Genomic DNA, 14,873 nt, shown 5'->3' with positions numbered 1-14,873 from the left:
TTTCGATCGAATCCACATCCAAATTGACCTATTTTTTGTATCTTACCTACAACTAATTTGAAGTTACTATGAAAAAAATTCTATTCTTTGGAATCCTGCTTATGGGACTGCAATCCGTTGCACAAAAATCAACGCTTTCGGAGGCTTACAACAATTATTTTGAAAACACGCGAGAAATTCCATTTCTCCACCTCAACAAAACGAGTTTCTTTAAAGGAGAAGAGATTTGGTTTAAAGCCTATTTACTAGAGCAAAATTCACAAAAGTTACACAAAACAAGTTCCAACCTCTACATATCGCTTTACGACAAGGAAGGAGTATTGCAACAACAACAGCTAGTTGCTTTAAAAAATGGTATGGGAAGCGGTAGTATCGCTGTAGACTCTACCCTACAAAAAGCTACCTATTTTATCAAGGCCTCTACCAATTGGATGCGAAATTTTGAAGAAGATCATTCCTATCTTCAAGAAATCAACATAATCAATAATATGCAAGCCCAAAAAACCGCCACTAAACTCGGGCAAAAACAGTTTTATGAATTTAAAATATTTCCAGAAGGTGGACACCTACTTGCCAACAACTTCAATAACATCGGTATTTTGGTCAAAGATCAAAATAATAAAGGCCTGAAAATCGCTAAAGGACTTATCAAAGATGAAAAAGGTGTAGTTATAAAAGAGTTTAGCACCAATAATTTTGGTTTAGGAAATGCCGTTTTATTTATGAGAAGTGGTAAAAAATACCTCTTTGAAGTTCAACTCGAAAGCGGAATTGTTCTCACTCAAGAAAATCCTATTATTCAAGAACGAGGCATCGGTATTCGCGTAGTCAATTCGAATAGCAATCGACTAACAGTAACCGTAAAAACAAACAAAAACTCACTCCCCTTACTCAAAGGAAAATCCTACACGTTACTGATACACAACACCCGACAATTTCAACAACAGGAATTTACGTTTAACGGTAAAGACTTGCAATATGCATTACTGGTAGAAAAGGAAAAAATGCATCCAGGCATCCATATCGTAACAGTATTTAATGAAAAAAACACCCCGGTAATGGAACGCTTGGTATACGTGCACAAAGAAAGCCAAAAGAGCAAAGCTTTAGAGCTTAGCCTAAACCAACATCCCAAAGACAGTTTGGCCCTCCAAATCCAAAACCCACTCAATGAACGTCTGTTTTTAAGTGCGAGTATCTTGCCTAAAGGACATAAAGGGAACCGCCCTAAACAGGATATTTTTTCGAGTTTTGTCCTAAGCCCCTATGTCAAAGGAGCGATACAAAACAGTGAATACTACTTTAAAAACACCAATCCTAAAAAACTGAGAGACTTAGATTTACTCCTACTCACCCAAGGCTGGAGTAAATACAACTGGGATCATATTTTTAACAGTCCTCCCAGTACGGTTTTTGCCTTTGAAAATGGAATTGATATTACTGGAAAATTCAACCAACAGTTACCGAACAACAGCAAAGTACTCGTTTTTTCAGACGATGGAAGTTTACTAAGGGAGCTCCCTGTAACAGATAATCAAATCAAATTTCCAAAGTCGTTCATCACTAAAAACGCGAAGATGACCTTTGCTTTAAAAAAGAAGCAGGGTTACAAAGCTATTACTCCTATTTTACAATTTTCGGACTGCTTTTTAGCTGAATCTCAAGTAAAACTTCCAGAAGAATCACCTACCGTAACACTCAACTACAAATTGAATAACCTAGAAAAGGTGTTTAAAAAACACGAACTTTTAGACGAGGTAACGATTTCTAAAAAACGAACTACCAACAACAATCCAGGATATCATAATGCAGGAGGCATGCTCAAATATCAAAAAGTAGACAGGCTTATAGTTGGCTCAGGTGAAACAGTTTTAGGATTTGTTATGTTTAAAGGTTTTCAAGTTATTGATAACGAAGGTCAATTACAACTCAAACCCAGAGGGATGATGCACAACCGTATGAGCCTGACCCCTAAAAATCCAAAAAATGCGGACCCAGAAACGACCTCTCCTGACATTGCAACTGATGGACAAGATGGACTCTTTACTCCTGTGCGCGTGTTTTTAGACGACGTAGAAATATCTCACGATATTAGAATCATTGAATCCATGTACTTGGATGAAGCTGACGAAATTTTCTTCGGTCCTGTTTTGGATATGCGAAGTAGAGCACATGTCTATATTTACAGTAAAACTCCTGAACAATTAGCAAAAAAACGCAACTACCGCGATAGATCTGTTGTTGCCAAAAGTGGTTTTGCCAAGGTAAAACAATACTACAGCCCTGAATTCAAATCGTATTTGAGCAATGAATTTCAACATTTTGGTGCCGTACACTGGGAACCAGAGGTACACTTATCAAAGAATCAAAAAATTAGTTACTCTTTCGACCCTAAACTTCAGGAGCATTTTGAAATACACCTCCAAGGAATTTCAGAATCTGGAATCCTAATTTCTAAAAAGGTAGTTCTCACCTTACCGTAGTTTAACTCCGTGTAATAAAGTCAAATTTATAATACGTCAATAATGGTGGTCCAATTAAAAAACGGAGGCACCGCAAACCAATAGGACATATAGGATGAGGCCAAAACTAGTTTTTGGCCTTTTCTTGGTCCGCTCAATGCAACTCCTCCCAACGACCAAGTATTGCCTTCATTGTCCTTTAAAAATGCGCGGCCAAAGTGCATCAATTCAAATTCCAAATGCAGTTGATCTTCCGCCAACTCATAGGCTACCATAACCTCAGGTGTTCCCGCAATTAAGTGATGCTTCTCAAAAAACTGTTGTTTCACTACTTTTCCACCTCCAAAACTTTCAAAACGGTACACCCTAGCTATTTGTTTGTAATAAAGCACGAGCACGCGTTCTTTTGCACCAAGACGTGTGTCTAAATTATCTACGGGAAAAATAAAGTAATTATTATTCCAACGATAAGAACCATAGGGATAAAATGAATAATCAAAATTGTAACCTTGTATATCGGATAGTACAATGGTATTGGGGTACATTCGTTTCCACATCCCCCAAGTGGTTTCTAGCACAGGAAAACTGACCGCTTCTGTATCTAGCAATTCGCCATTAACACACTTCCGCGACAATTGACTCCATCGACTTTTCGTTTGTCTATCGTACAGTATCAGATTTGCATTGTACAACAAACCAGAAACACCAAAATCTAATACATGTCCAGAAATTTCGCGTTCCCAGCCCATAGCAGTTCCTGTTAATGGACAATAGGAAACTGTTTTTTGCGACTTGCCAAAATCGTCATTGACGATTTCATGCCAATCCAATATTTTATGCGGATAAGCACGTGCCTGACCATCAATCACCACTCCTATTACGAGTTCATTATTTCCTATGTACGTAACATCGTTAAAATTATAATACTTCGGATCATCTAGTGAAGGAATCCCATCTTCGCCTACACCTCCATCGACTATTTTATCTTTGGGAATAGACCAGATAACTCCCGCTCCCGCTCCTTGAACGGAGTTTCCTGAATTAACAATAGGCTCAGCTGCGCACGAAGTAATCAAGGCAGCAACAACCAGCATTCTGCATAGTATTTTCATTTGTCGTGTTTTGAATTAAGCAGATTGATCAAAAGCCCCTAATTGACAATCTCAAGAAATTGAATACCACAGTCTACACTGTGTAGTTCCCTACTGCAAAATAAAACACAGCCTGTTCAATCTAGCTTTGCAGTTCTGGTTCAACTAAGTAGTTACCCATTGCTTTTGCACCTATTCAGAGAACACAAAAACGGCAAACAACAATAACCAACTGAATGTTAGTCGATTCAACAACACTTCCTTACAAATTTTAACACTTAAACCCAAAACACCTTCCAAAATTGGAAGGTGTTTAATGCTATTTAGGTCGTAGCTCTATTATTTTATATCGATTACAAAAGGCATTCGCGCTTGAATTCCTTTGAGTGCTTTCATTTCTTTCAACGTCTGGTACAATACCATCCCCTCCTCACCTATCAACTCCTTGACTGCCTCTTCTTGGGAAGCTTTAGCAAAAGGAGAAAGCTTCAATTTCGATTTCAGGTCTCTGTCGTACGACGGATAGTTGCGAATGCTATACGTGTCAATATTTGCCAACTCCGCGGCTGTTTGTATCGCATCACTTAAACCACCTAAACGATCAACTAAACCTACTGCTACTGCTTCTTTCCCCGACCATACACGACCTTGTGCAATTGCGTCGACTTCTTTATAGGTCATATTTCTACCATTGGCTACTCGAGTTACAAAGGTCTCATAAATTTGTTCAACTCCTTCCTGTGTTACTTTGTAAAACTTTTCATCCATAGGTTCAAAAACGCTGTAACTAGGACTAGTATTGGTACTCACCTGCTCGGCGTTAATTCCTAACTTACCGGCCAGTTTATGCATGTTTGGCAGCATCCCAAACACACCGATAGATCCGGTTATCGTAGTGGGTTCTGCAATGATTTTTGATGCGTTACACGCTATGTAATAGCCACCAGAAGCGGCGTAGTTCCCCATAGATACTACTACAGGCTTTTCCTTTTTGGTCAACTCGATTTCTCTCCAAATCAATTCCGACGCGAGAGCACTTCCTCCTGGAGAGTTTACACGCAGTACCACTGCCTTAACCTTCTTATTTTCTCTGGCTTTTTTCAATGCCTTATTGATGAGCCCTTGTCCGATCATTTGTTCGTTCCCTTCACCGTAAATTATAGACCCCTGTGCAAAAATCACAGCAACCTTATCAGGGCTAAAAGTAGCAATACGTCCTTTTCCAGTACTCATATAATCAATAATACTCAATGACTCATAGTCACCATCCACCCTTGATTTTAATCGCTTTTTATACTCATCTTCGTAGATGATTCCATCAATCAATTGGTGTTCATTAGCTAGGGTTGCATTTCTCCCTAAAGCATCGTTTGCAATGGTATTCAATTTTGACTCACTAATTTTTCTACTCGTCGAAATATCCGAAACGACTTCTCCCCAAATAGACTTCAAAAATGAGGTCGTTTGTTCTCTATTAGCCTCACTCATTTCATTACTCAAAAATGGTTCCACGGCACTTTTGTACTTTCCGTGACGGATTACTTCCATTTGAACACCATAGGCATCTTCAAAATCTTTGTAATACAAAATTTCCGTTGAAAGTCCTTTAAAATCGATGGCTCCTACTGGATTCAAAAACACACTATCGGCTACAGAACTCAAATAATAACTTTTTTGACTGTAGAAATCATTATACGCAACTACAAACTTTCCACTCTCTTTAAATTCCTTTAATTTCTTTCTAATGGCCTGCGTTTGCGCAAATCCGGCATTCACAAAAGTACTCTGAATGCTGATTCCTTCAATATTGGCATCCGTTTTTGCATTCTCTATAGCATTTAACAACGCGTTTAAACCAACATTGGATTCGGTTAACTCTAACACAGTTGCCAACGGGCTGTTATCTTTTGGAGCGTAATCTTTTACAGGCATGCTCAAATCCAAGCTAAGTACGGTTTTGGGTTTTACGCGAACTTCATCGTCCGAGCCTACCAGTGCCCCGATGAATACAAAAAACATAAACAATAAAAAAAGCGCTATAAAAAACCCCAGTATTGAGGCTACTAAATTTCTTAAAAACTTCATATCGACCGATTATTTTAGAGCTGCAAATATAATTTTTTTGCCAGTTACTTAACGCAAACTCATGCGATACTTCAACTGTGCAAATTCGAAATAATTAAAGAGTTTGTAATTCACGTCATAACCGTAATCGACATGGGGATCGTAATCAATCCTGTTTTCATAAATATTGGGGTCGTAGATACTAGCATTATCCACTCGTGCATTCCACACGGCAACATACTGCCTGTTTTTTATTTCTAAATAGGTTTGTGAATGATACCCTTCTGGTTTGGCAATACTATTCAAATACCCTGTAAATCCGACATCTATAATAATAATTTCGTATTCCAAACTGTCATTGGCAATCACCACGGGTTGTTCTTCTTTAGCACTCGTCATGGCTTTGCGTGGAGTTTCACAGGCCCATAGTAGTCCAACTCCCAAACACACCCCTAAAACACTTCTAACTAAATAACTCATACACTCAACTTTAACCTTTAGCCTAATTTCCGAAAAATAATCGAGTTCCCCATGTTTTTTCAGGCATTTAACAGTATTTTTAAACTCTAAAAGCCAAGAAAACCATGACCAAAAATCGCTGTGCATGGGTCAGTGATGACCCATTGTATATTACTTATCACGACACAGAATGGGGAGTTCCAGTATACGACGATGACAAACTCTTCGAATTCTTGATACTCGAAACTTTTCAAGCCGGCCTCAGCTGGATTACCGTACTTAAAAAAAGAGAAAACTTCAGAGCCGCTTTCGATAACTTTGACTATCAAAAAATAGCAAAGTACGACGACGAAAAGTTTCAAGAACTCATTGAAAATCCTGGTATCATACGTAACAAACTCAAAATAAAAGCCACTGTTAGCAATGCCAAAGCATTCATGGACATCCAACGCGAATTCGGGTCTTTTTCAAAATACATGTGGGATTTTGTTCAAGGAAGTCCGATTAAAAACTCCTTTGCAACTACTAAAGATGTTCCGGCCACCACCGAAATCTCCGACGCACTCTCTAAAGACCTCAAAAAAAGAGGCTTTAAATTTGTCGGATCAACGGTGGTCTATGCGCATATGCAGGCTACCGGTATGGTCAATGACCACACAACTGATTGTTTTCGCTACCACGAAGTATAATTTTTGTAATTTTACGGAATTAGATAAACCCAATTTAAACAAATCTAACTATGAAATTAACGAGGCTACTATGCGCTGCTGCAGCGGTTGGAGTATTGTCTTCATGTAATGTAGACACCCAAAAAACAGCCAAACAAGCACCGGAGAAACCGGCTAAAAAATTTGAATATTTTGTAGAAAAGTTTGCTGACGTTCAAGTATTGCGCTATCAGATACCTGGTTTTGATGCTTTGACACTGAAAGAAAAGCAACTTGTATATTACCTCACACAGGCAGGACTTGCTGGGCGCGATATTATGTGGGATCAAAATTACCGTCACAATTTGGCCATCCGTCAAGCCTTAGAAAAAATCAATAACGATTTTAAAGGAAACCGCAATTCAGAAGACTTTAAAGCGTTTACCACCTACCTAAAACGCGTGTGGTTCTCTAACGGTATTCACCACCATTATTCAAATGACAAGTTAACTCCTGAGTTTTCTAGAGAGTACTTACGTCAATTGTTAACGGAAACAAACACGACACTTAACGAAGAAGCATTCGAGGTTATCTTTAATGACAAAGACACCAAGAAAGTAAATAAGAAGGCAGGAGTTGACAATGTTTTGGCCTCTGCTATTAACTTCTACGGTCCTGACATCACCAACAAAGACGTCGATGAATTCTACGCCACAGCCTACAAAGGAAAGGACTCAAAACAGCCTATAGAAGCTGGTTTAAACTCGACACTCGTGCGAGAAAATGGCAAGCTCGTAGAAAAAGTATGGAAATCAGGTGGATTGTACGGTAGTGCTATCGACAAGATTATTTTTTGGCTTGAAAAAGCCCACGGTGTTGCCGAAAATGACAAACAAGCAAAAGCACTCGAATTGCTTATTGAATACTACAAAACAGGAAGCCTCGATGTTTGGGATCAATACGCCATTGCTTGGGTAGCCTCTACAGAAGGAAATATTGACTGGATTAACGGATTTATCGAAGTATACAACGATCCTAAAGGCTATCGCGGTTCTTACGAAACCATCGTTCAGATAAAAGACTTTGACATGTCGAAAAAGATGAAGGTATTGTCAGACAATGCTCAGTGGTTTGAAGACAATTCACCGTTAGACCCAGCACATAAAAAAGAAAATGTAGTTGGAGTGAGTTATAAAACCGTCAATGTTGCTGGAGAAGCCGGAGACGCTTCACCAAGTACACCGATTGGGGTTAATTTACCGAACAACAACTGGATTCGTCAAGTTCACGGGTCAAAATCGGTTTCTTTAGGAAACATCATTCATTCGTACAACAATGCAGGAGGAAGTGGAAAACTCCAAGAATTTGCCCATGACCAAGAAGAAATTGACCTCGAACTTGCCTATGGTAAACTCGCCGATAAGTTACACACCGCATTACACGAAGTAATCGGACACGCCTCAGGAAAAATTAACCCTGGAGTAGGACAGCCAAAAGAAACACTAAAGAACTACGCCTCTACTATGGAAGAAGGAAGAGCAGATTTAGTTGGTTTGTACTTTTTACTAGACCCAAAACTCCAAGAATTAGGATTAGTGGATAATTGGGAAAAAGTTGGTAAAGCGGCGTACGACGGATACATCCGAAACGGATTGGTAACCCAACTTATCCGAATTAACTTAGGAGACGACATCGAAGAAGACCACATGGTAAACCGTCAGTGGGTATCTGCTTGGGCCTATGAACAAGGTAAAGCCGACAAGGTTATTGAAAAAGTAACCAAAGAAGGGAAAACTTATTTTGTTGTAAATGACTATACCAAATTACGCGAAATTTTCGGTCGCCTACTCAAAGAAACACAGCGCATCAAATCAGAAGGTGATTTTGAAGCTGCTAAGGCACTCGTTGAAGGCTATGGTGTAAAGGTTGACCAAAAACTTCACAAGGAAGTATTGGATAGAAGCAGTAAATTTAAATCGCCAGCTTATGGAGGATTTGTAAACCCAGTACTTACTCCTCAACGAAACGAGGCTGGAGAATTGGTTGACATCCAAGTGAGCTACCCAGGAAGTTTTGAAGAACAAATGAATAACTACGCTAAAAACTACAGTTTTTTAACGAAGTAAGCCACTATAAATAGACCACAAAAACCGATTCTTAAAAGAGTCGGTTTTTTTTTATTTTTATCCCAACAAATAGGCGAATCATGATAAAAAAGGCAAAAGACCCAGGTTTTGGTCACAAATCACAAAAAAACATCAGAGGGGTCATGAACAAAGACGGTAGCTCTAATGTCATCCATTTAAACAAGAAATTCAATGTCGATGACTTGTATACCTTTTTTATCGAACTTTCATGGTATAAGTTTTTCTTTTTCGTATTACTAGGCTACGTCATCCTCAATTTATTTTTTGGAGCCATATACACCTCGATAGGTATAGAAGAAATCACTCCTTCACGAGGGAACCTACTCGACGACTTCCTGAACGGATTCTTTTTTAGTGCACAGACGCTTACTACTGTAGGATACGGAGGCATTGCACCGCAAGGGATAACAGCTAACATCATCGCTGCCTTTGAGGCTATGATAGGCTTGCTGTGTTTTTCGTTTATTACGGGATTATTGTACGGTCGTTTCTCCAAAGCGAAAGCGGCAATTCGATTTAGCGACAATCTTGTCGTACGCGATTTTAAAGAAGGAAAAGCGCTGATGTTTCGGCTTATGAATAGTCGTAAAACTGTAATGATAGAACCAGAAATCTCGGTAACCCTTTCGCTAAATATCAAAGATGAGAACGATCAGTATCAACGCACCTATTATCGCCTACAACTCGAACGCGACAAAATCATGTACTTACCAACCGTTTGGACCATTGTACACGAAATAGACTCCACAAGTCCACTGTATACTTACAACACAGCGGCACTACAATCTTTAGATGCAGAAATCTATATCCTCCTGAAATACCACGAAGAATCGTTCGGACAAACGGTATACCAAGCAAGTTCCTATAGTTTTGACGATTTGGTAACGGATGTCAAATACCGCCCATCGTCGAGTTTTTCACCAGAGGGGTATACCTTGTTAGATCACGATACCCTAAGTGATATAGAACCTATGGCTTAGTGTTTATTGATGTATTTGAATAGGAATAAAAACAAAATAGTTACCACAATTGCGATTGCCACGTATACAGCTCCATTTTGATAGTGCTTTTTATTGCTTTTAGCATCTTTCTTATAACTGATTATCATGGCTGCTACAAAAACTACGACAAATAAACTGGCAAAAATAATTCGACCCGGAGTAAACATAAAATTGTATTTTTAGCAAAGTTAAAGAATGATTTTAGTATGAAACAAACTAAAACGGCAATAGTTTTCGGTGCTACTTCCGGAATTGGAAAAAAACTTGCAGAACTACTACTCGCCGACGGATACAGGGTAGCCATCACAGGTCGTAGAAAAGAATGCTTACTAGAACTTCAGCAAGCCTATCCGGACCAAACAATTATTGCCCAAAACGATATCCGAGAAATAGCTTCCTTAGAAGACAGCTTTAACAAATTGGCAAGTGAATTAGAAACCATTGACTTAATTATACAATCGTCCGGTGTTGGTTATACGAACTCAAAACTTGACTGGGATAAGGAAAAGAACACCATTGACACCAACGTGCTCGGTGTGACAAAATTGTACGGATTGGCCTATAACCTCTTTCGCAAACAAGGGAAGGGCCAGTTAGTCGGAATCTCGTCCATCGCCTCTATACGAGGAAATCGATTTGCTCCGGGCTACTTCGCTTCCAAAGCTTACCAAAAAGCCTATCTAGAAAGCTTGTACCTCAAAACAAAAACCTCTAAAAACATAACAATTACAGATATACGTCCCGGCTTTGTTGACACCGCCATGGCGCTGGGTGATGGTATCTTTTGGCTGACACCACTGGACAAAGCCAGCCGACAAATTTATACGGCCATCAACAAAAAGAGACGGGTTGCCTATATCTCGAAAAGATGGATTCTCATAGCTTGGGTCTTAAAAATTGTCCCTGCTAAACTACTTAAACTCGCTACCTAATGCCTGTAAAAAACAAACTAATGGTGTTTGATATTGACGACACCCTAACCAATAGTGAAGTAAAACATACGAATTCGCTTATCTGTGGTATGAATCATTTTGGGATCACCGACATCAATACCGATTGGCGCACGTATGCCAATGCTACGGATAGCTATGTCTTCAGTGCTAATTATGAAAAAACTCATCAAAAACCCTTTCAAATGGAATTCATGTCTGAATTTGAAGAGGTGATGACTGAGCACTTTTTAAGTTATCCTGACACTACTGAAATCAAAGGTGCCGCTGCCCTTATCAATGCTATCCAACAAAACAGCTCCTATGCCGTTTGCTTTGCAACAGGATCGGTAGGTGCCCTTGCACACCTCAAACTTACACAGAGTAATATCAGCTATCCTGTAGAAGTTTTGGCGCATTCCAACGCACATTTTACACGGGAAGAAATCGTTCGCAACGCCATTGAAAAAGCAAAAGATTACTACCAGATCGCTCAATTTGATGAAATCATCTCATTTGGAGATGGGCTATGGGATTTAAAAACTGCGCGTAACTTAAACATCCATTTCGTAGGCGTCAACCTAAAAAATCAAGCCGATCTCACCGCTCATGGTGCGCAAATTATACTTCCAGATTGGAAAGATTTTAATTTAGAGCAGTTAGAACAACTTTTAGAAATCAAAACAACTCATTGATACAAATGGAAAACAAACTAAAAGCCGTAAAGGCCTTTCACGAAGCCTTTGGACTCGGAATTAAACCTACTCCCACCGCTGCTATTGGAACCGATCGTCTCCAATTGCGTTACGAACTTATGAAAGAAGAAAATGAGGAGTATTTAGAAGCGGCAAAAAACGAGGATCTCACCGAAATTGCCGATGCCTTGGGAGACATGTTGTACATCCTCTGCGGAACTATCATCGAGCATGGAATGCACGACAAAATTGAAGCCGTTTTTAACGAAATCCAACGCAGTAATATGAGCAAGCTCGGCGAAGATGGAAAGCCTATCTACCGCGAAGACGGTAAGGTTTTAAAAGGGCCTAACTATTTTAAGCCAAATATCGATAAGATTTTATCGGAATAAAGGCAGTGCCTCAATTGGCAGCGCTATGTAAAGGTAGTATCCTCTCCAACTCTTTTCGCAAGGTTTTTACGTTGTTAACCATTTTTAATATGGTTCCATCCTCGGCCACAATGAGATGCGTAGGATACTGCTTTACTTTCAGTTTTTTGGACATGTATTTCTTTTGAAGCGGAATGGTTGCGTATTTAAACTCTTTTCGTGCCAAAAAAGTCTGAAGTTTTTCTTTTTCATCAAAAGCCAAACTCACAAATGCCACATCTTGACCGCGGTACGCGTCTACCAATTCGTTGAGCTCCGGAAATTCCTCCACACAAACTTTACAAGTAATAAACCAGCATTTTAATACCAGTAGTTTCCCTTGCGTATCTTCTTTATTAAATCCTTTACCTTGTAAATCCACAAAAGTATACTCGGGAAGTTTTCTGCCTTCCATCGAAAGGTAATGATTGGCAATGATAGCATCACTTTTAATCTTCTTTACTACCTTAGGAGCGGTTGTCTTTGGAAGTCTTTGTAACTGAAAGGTTAGTTCCTTTTCCGTTGTTAAGTGCACGGGCATATAAATTCCGGACTTCAATAAATTCAAAAACATGCTTTTCGAAATCTCAGCCCCTGCATCGTCTAACGGGCGAAAACTGCTCATCAAATCTACGTGGGTTTTGCTGTACTCTCTCCAAGCAGCAATATCCTTCACCAACCCCTCTTTATCATCACTCTTCTCTTCAGAAGCTGCTACGTTTTCTTTAGTTGGGGCATCGCTTAAATAAGGAGCAATGACCCAAATACTTATCCCGAAACCTACCAAGATGGCAAGCACGGCAAATACAACATTTTTCATTTCCTAGTAACTTTACAATTACTTATAAATTTAATGAATTAATTTCAAAAGCTAAATTTTCACACGCCATCCGTAAGGATCTGCTTCGATATTGTATTGAATATTGAGTAATTTGTCTTTAAAACGCGCTGCAAAACTGTCGGTAACTTCAGGCAATTCAAACACTTCATCACCGTGCTTAAATCCTTTAATAGGGTTAACAACAGCAGCTGTTCCCGATCCAAAAATTTCCTTAAGAGCTCCTGACCTTGCTGCCTCTTTAAGTTCCTTTACACTGAAATCTCGAACTTCCATATTGACTCCTTCATCCTGCGCTAACTGTACAATAGACTTTCGGGTAATACCGTCCAGAATTCTATCATTGGTAGGTGCTGTAATAAGCGTATCTCCTATGCGGAAAAATATGTTCATAGTACCGGCTTCTTCAAGGTATTCATGAGTATTCGCATCGGTCCAAATAATTTGCTGATACCCTTCTTTATGGGCTAAGGATGTCGGATAAAACTGCGCGGCGTAATTCCCTGCAGCTTTAGCATACCCCACACCTCCATCGGCAGATCTACTAAATTTCTCTGCGATTAACACGCGTACTTCCCCTGCGTAATACGCCTGGGCGGGAGAACAGATAATAATAAATTTGTACTCCTGAGCTGGAGATGCTGCAATAGCCCCTTCTGTAGCAATTACGAACGGACGGATGTACAGCGAATTTCCTTTCCCTGGCTTTATCCATTCGTTTTCTAAGTGTAACAACTCAGCCAAACCTTTGTGAAAAATCTCCTCTGGTAAAGCCGGAATCGCCAAACGCTCGCTCGATTTATTCAATCGCTTTACACTCTCGTCTGGACGGAATAAAAACAAATCACCTGCTTCATCTTTATAGGCTTTCATCCCTTCAAACACTGCTTGTCCATAATGAAATACTCGTGCCGAAGGTTCAAAAGAAAGCGGTCCATATGGCATAATCTCAGGTGCTTCCCAAGCTCCATTCTTGTAGTTACATACCAACATGTGGTCTGTAAATACATGTCCGAATGCCAAATTACTAAAATCGATATCTTTAATTTTAGAGGTTTTTACTGGGGTGATATTAATATCCATATGGTGTGTTGTTTTTACTTTTCACAAAGTTACAAAAACCTAGTTTACAAATGCGACTTCCTTTAAGAATCAAACAAATATCTCTATCTTTGTTAATTCATACTACTTAAACAACTGATTATGAAAAAACTATTCCTAGCTAGCATCCTAATGGCTAGTTTTTTAGCTTCTTGTAAAAGCGAAAAAAAGGAAGCGACGACCACTCCAAAACCGGCAGAAACTGCCTATGTTAGTTTTGGTGAGGAATTCACTGCAAACGCTCCGTTAACCAAAGAGAACATGCGTGCTAAATTTGAAAACCTACAAAGTGGAGACACGCTTGCCGTGAGCTTTACTTCGACCATTAATGACGTTTGTCAAAAGAAAGGATGTTGGATGAAACTCGACCTTGGTGAAGAAAAAGAATCGATGGTTAACTTTAAGGACTACGGATTTTTCATGCCTTTAAATTCAGCAAAGAGCGAAGTTATAGTACACGGGAAGGCCTTTGTAACAGTAACCCCAGTTGCTGAATTACAACACTACGCCAAAGATGCTGGAAAGTCGGAAGAAGAAATTGCAGCTATCACAGAACCTAAATACACCTACGCCTTCTTAGCCGATGGCGTACGACTAAAAAAGTAATGAGGTACCTATTTGTCATCGTGACAGCACTTTGCTCTATCCAGTGCAAACGTGCTTCTAGCCCTCAAAAAGAAAAGGAATTCATTATGTACGAGCAGTCAGAAATGGCTGCTCTGATGAATACTATGTACCATATGAATGCCGGAATTAAGGAAAAGATAGAAGACAATAAGCCTTTGACCAATTTTCCGGAGCGCTACTTGAGCATTCACACTGCAACACTTACAGATCCTACAGATAGAACCGCAGCATTTAATGCCTTTGCCGCCAACTACATTCGAGAAATGCGTCGTGTATTTGACACCCTACCTACCGATCGAAAAGCGCAATTCAACAAAGCGATTCAAAGTTGTATAGCCTGTCATCAAACCACGTGTAGAGGTCCAATTCCGAGAATTAAAAAACTCCTAATAAAACAGTAAT

At 39.5% G+C, this 14,873-nt stretch carries 15 protein-coding genes; 9 read left to right on the top strand and 6 right to left on the bottom strand.

The window, feature by feature from the left end:
- The first annotated feature begins 68 nt into the window (after positions 1 to 68).
- Positions 69 to 2,483, top strand: coding sequence for a hypothetical protein (locus ACKTS5_RS05180; RefSeq protein WP_408042781.1), 2,415 nt, complete (start codon positions 69 to 71; stop codon positions 2,481 to 2,483).
- Positions 2,484 to 2,509: 26 nt separating this feature from the next.
- Here the strand turns inward: ACKTS5_RS05180 and ACKTS5_RS05175 are convergent, their stop codons facing one another.
- The 3 genes from ACKTS5_RS05175 to ACKTS5_RS05165 all read right to left on the bottom strand — a co-directional run bounded on the left by ACKTS5_RS05175 (position 2,510) and on the right by ACKTS5_RS05165 (position 6,097).
- A complete protein-coding gene (locus ACKTS5_RS05175) occupies positions 2,510 to 3,574 on the bottom strand; it encodes a DUF3179 domain-containing protein (protein WP_408042780.1) in 1,065 nt (354 codons plus the stop codon).
- 318 nt (positions 3,575 to 3,892) lie between these two features.
- On the bottom strand, positions 3,893 to 5,638 hold the full coding sequence (sppA, locus tag ACKTS5_RS05170) for a signal peptide peptidase SppA (protein ID WP_408042779.1): 1,746 nt from the start codon (positions 5,636 to 5,638) through the stop codon (positions 3,893 to 3,895).
- 48 nt (positions 5,639 to 5,686) lie between these two features.
- Positions 5,687 to 6,097: a DUF6146 family protein gene (locus tag ACKTS5_RS05165; protein WP_408042778.1), complete on the bottom strand. Its 411-nt coding sequence runs from the start codon at positions 6,095 to 6,097 to the stop codon at positions 5,687 to 5,689.
- Between the two features lie 104 nt (positions 6,098 to 6,201).
- On the opposite strand from ACKTS5_RS05165, the gene ACKTS5_RS05160 reads away from it, so the two are divergent.
- The 3 genes from ACKTS5_RS05160 (at position 6,202) to ACKTS5_RS05150 (ending at position 9,850) form a co-directional block, all read left to right on the top strand.
- Positions 6,202 to 6,765 (top strand): DNA-3-methyladenine glycosylase I, encoded by a 564-nt coding sequence (locus tag ACKTS5_RS05160; protein WP_408042777.1) that lies wholly within the window; start codon positions 6,202 to 6,204, stop codon positions 6,763 to 6,765.
- 50 nt (positions 6,766 to 6,815) lie between these two features.
- The gene (locus ACKTS5_RS05155; RefSeq protein WP_408042776.1) at positions 6,816 to 8,849 is read left to right on the top strand and encodes a dipeptidyl-peptidase 3 family protein; all 2,034 of its coding nucleotides are present in this window, start codon (positions 6,816 to 6,818) and stop codon (positions 8,847 to 8,849) included.
- A gap of 80 nt (positions 8,850 to 8,929) precedes the next feature.
- Positions 8,930 to 9,850: an ion channel gene (locus tag ACKTS5_RS05150; RefSeq protein ID WP_408042775.1), complete on the top strand. Its 921-nt coding sequence runs from the start codon at positions 8,930 to 8,932 to the stop codon at positions 9,848 to 9,850.
- On the opposite strand, the gene ACKTS5_RS05145 is transcribed toward ACKTS5_RS05150, so the two are convergent.
- Positions 9,847 to 10,038: a hypothetical protein gene (locus ACKTS5_RS05145; RefSeq protein WP_408042774.1), complete on the bottom strand. Its 192-nt coding sequence runs from the start codon at positions 10,036 to 10,038 to the stop codon at positions 9,847 to 9,849. The genes ACKTS5_RS05150 and ACKTS5_RS05145 overlap by 4 nt on opposite strands.
- 39 nt (positions 10,039 to 10,077) lie before the next feature.
- On the opposite strand from ACKTS5_RS05145, the gene ACKTS5_RS05140 reads away from it, so the two are divergent.
- From ACKTS5_RS05140 to ACKTS5_RS05130, 3 genes are read left to right on the top strand one after another with little or no spacing between them, the layout of a single operon-like run.
- A complete protein-coding gene (locus ACKTS5_RS05140; RefSeq protein ID WP_408042773.1) occupies positions 10,078 to 10,803 on the top strand; it encodes an SDR family NAD(P)-dependent oxidoreductase in 726 nt (241 codons plus the stop codon).
- On the top strand, positions 10,803 to 11,495 hold the full coding sequence (locus ACKTS5_RS05135) for an HAD family hydrolase (protein ID WP_408042772.1): 693 nt from the start codon (positions 10,803 to 10,805) through the stop codon (positions 11,493 to 11,495). The genes ACKTS5_RS05140 and ACKTS5_RS05135 overlap by 1 nt, the downstream gene beginning before the upstream one ends.
- 5 nt (positions 11,496 to 11,500) lie before the next feature.
- A complete protein-coding gene (locus ACKTS5_RS05130; RefSeq protein ID WP_408042771.1) occupies positions 11,501 to 11,887 on the top strand; it encodes a pyrophosphohydrolase domain-containing protein in 387 nt (128 codons plus the stop codon).
- A 10-nt stretch (positions 11,888 to 11,897) separates the two neighbouring features.
- On the opposite strand, the gene ACKTS5_RS05125 is transcribed toward ACKTS5_RS05130, so the two are convergent.
- A complete protein-coding gene (locus ACKTS5_RS05125; RefSeq protein WP_408042770.1) occupies positions 11,898 to 12,725 on the bottom strand; it encodes a TlpA family protein disulfide reductase in 828 nt (275 codons plus the stop codon).
- A 51-nt stretch (positions 12,726 to 12,776) separates the two neighbouring features.
- Positions 12,777 to 13,826, bottom strand: coding sequence for a branched-chain amino acid aminotransferase (locus ACKTS5_RS05120; protein WP_408042769.1), 1,050 nt, complete (start codon positions 13,824 to 13,826; stop codon positions 12,777 to 12,779).
- Positions 13,827 to 13,946: 120 nt separating this feature from the next.
- Between ACKTS5_RS05120 and ACKTS5_RS05115 the strand changes: the two genes are divergently transcribed.
- Entirely contained in the window at positions 13,947 to 14,450 is a 504-nt protein-coding gene (locus ACKTS5_RS05115; protein ID WP_408042768.1) for a DUF4920 domain-containing protein, read from the top strand.
- Positions 14,450 to 14,872 carry a hypothetical protein gene (locus ACKTS5_RS05110; protein ID WP_408042767.1) on the top strand — a complete coding sequence of 141 codons (423 nt, stop codon included), beginning with the start codon at positions 14,450 to 14,452 and terminating at the stop codon, positions 14,870 to 14,872. The genes ACKTS5_RS05115 and ACKTS5_RS05110 overlap by 1 nt, the downstream gene beginning before the upstream one ends.
- Position 14,873 lies beyond the last annotated feature (1 nt).

The organism is Tenacibaculum litopenaei, assembly GCF_964514025.1.
Taxonomy (GTDB): Bacteria; Bacteroidota; Bacteroidia; order Flavobacteriales; family Flavobacteriaceae; genus Polaribacter; species Polaribacter litopenaei.
This window is presented reverse-complemented; position numbering and strand designations above follow the sequence as displayed.

What these genes read in the sequence shown, in the direction of transcription:
- ACKTS5_RS05180 (WP_408042781.1), top strand. Translation starts at nt 69, where the DNA reads ATGAAAAAAATTCTATTCTTTGGAATCCTGCTTATGGGACTGCAATCC.
- ACKTS5_RS05175 (WP_408042780.1), bottom strand. Translation starts at nt 3,574, where the DNA reads ATGAAAATACTATGCAGAATGCTGGTTGTTGCTGCCTTGATTACTTCG.
- sppA (WP_408042779.1), bottom strand. Translation starts at nt 5,638, where the DNA reads ATGAAGTTTTTAAGAAATTTAGTAGCCTCAATACTGGGGTTTTTTATA.
- ACKTS5_RS05165 (WP_408042778.1), bottom strand. Translation starts at nt 6,097, where the DNA reads ATGAGTTATTTAGTTAGAAGTGTTTTAGGGGTGTGTTTGGGAGTTGGA.
- ACKTS5_RS05160 (WP_408042777.1), top strand. Translation starts at nt 6,202, where the DNA reads ATGACCAAAAATCGCTGTGCATGGGTCAGTGATGACCCATTGTATATT.
- ACKTS5_RS05155 (WP_408042776.1), top strand. Translation starts at nt 6,816, where the DNA reads ATGAAATTAACGAGGCTACTATGCGCTGCTGCAGCGGTTGGAGTATTG.
- ACKTS5_RS05150 (WP_408042775.1), top strand. Translation starts at nt 8,930, where the DNA reads ATGATAAAAAAGGCAAAAGACCCAGGTTTTGGTCACAAATCACAAAAA.
- ACKTS5_RS05145 (WP_408042774.1), bottom strand. Translation starts at nt 10,038, where the DNA reads ATGTTTACTCCGGGTCGAATTATTTTTGCCAGTTTATTTGTCGTAGTT.
- ACKTS5_RS05140 (WP_408042773.1), top strand. Translation starts at nt 10,078, where the DNA reads ATGAAACAAACTAAAACGGCAATAGTTTTCGGTGCTACTTCCGGAATT.
- ACKTS5_RS05135 (WP_408042772.1), top strand. Translation starts at nt 10,803, where the DNA reads ATGCCTGTAAAAAACAAACTAATGGTGTTTGATATTGACGACACCCTA.
- ACKTS5_RS05130 (WP_408042771.1), top strand. Translation starts at nt 11,501, where the DNA reads ATGGAAAACAAACTAAAAGCCGTAAAGGCCTTTCACGAAGCCTTTGGA.
- ACKTS5_RS05125 (WP_408042770.1), bottom strand. Translation starts at nt 12,725, where the DNA reads ATGAAAAATGTTGTATTTGCCGTGCTTGCCATCTTGGTAGGTTTCGGG.
- ACKTS5_RS05120 (WP_408042769.1), bottom strand. Translation starts at nt 13,826, where the DNA reads ATGGATATTAATATCACCCCAGTAAAAACCTCTAAAATTAAAGATATC.
- ACKTS5_RS05115 (WP_408042768.1), top strand. Translation starts at nt 13,947, where the DNA reads ATGAAAAAACTATTCCTAGCTAGCATCCTAATGGCTAGTTTTTTAGCT.
- ACKTS5_RS05110 (WP_408042767.1), top strand. Translation starts at nt 14,450, where the DNA reads ATGAGGTACCTATTTGTCATCGTGACAGCACTTTGCTCTATCCAGTGC.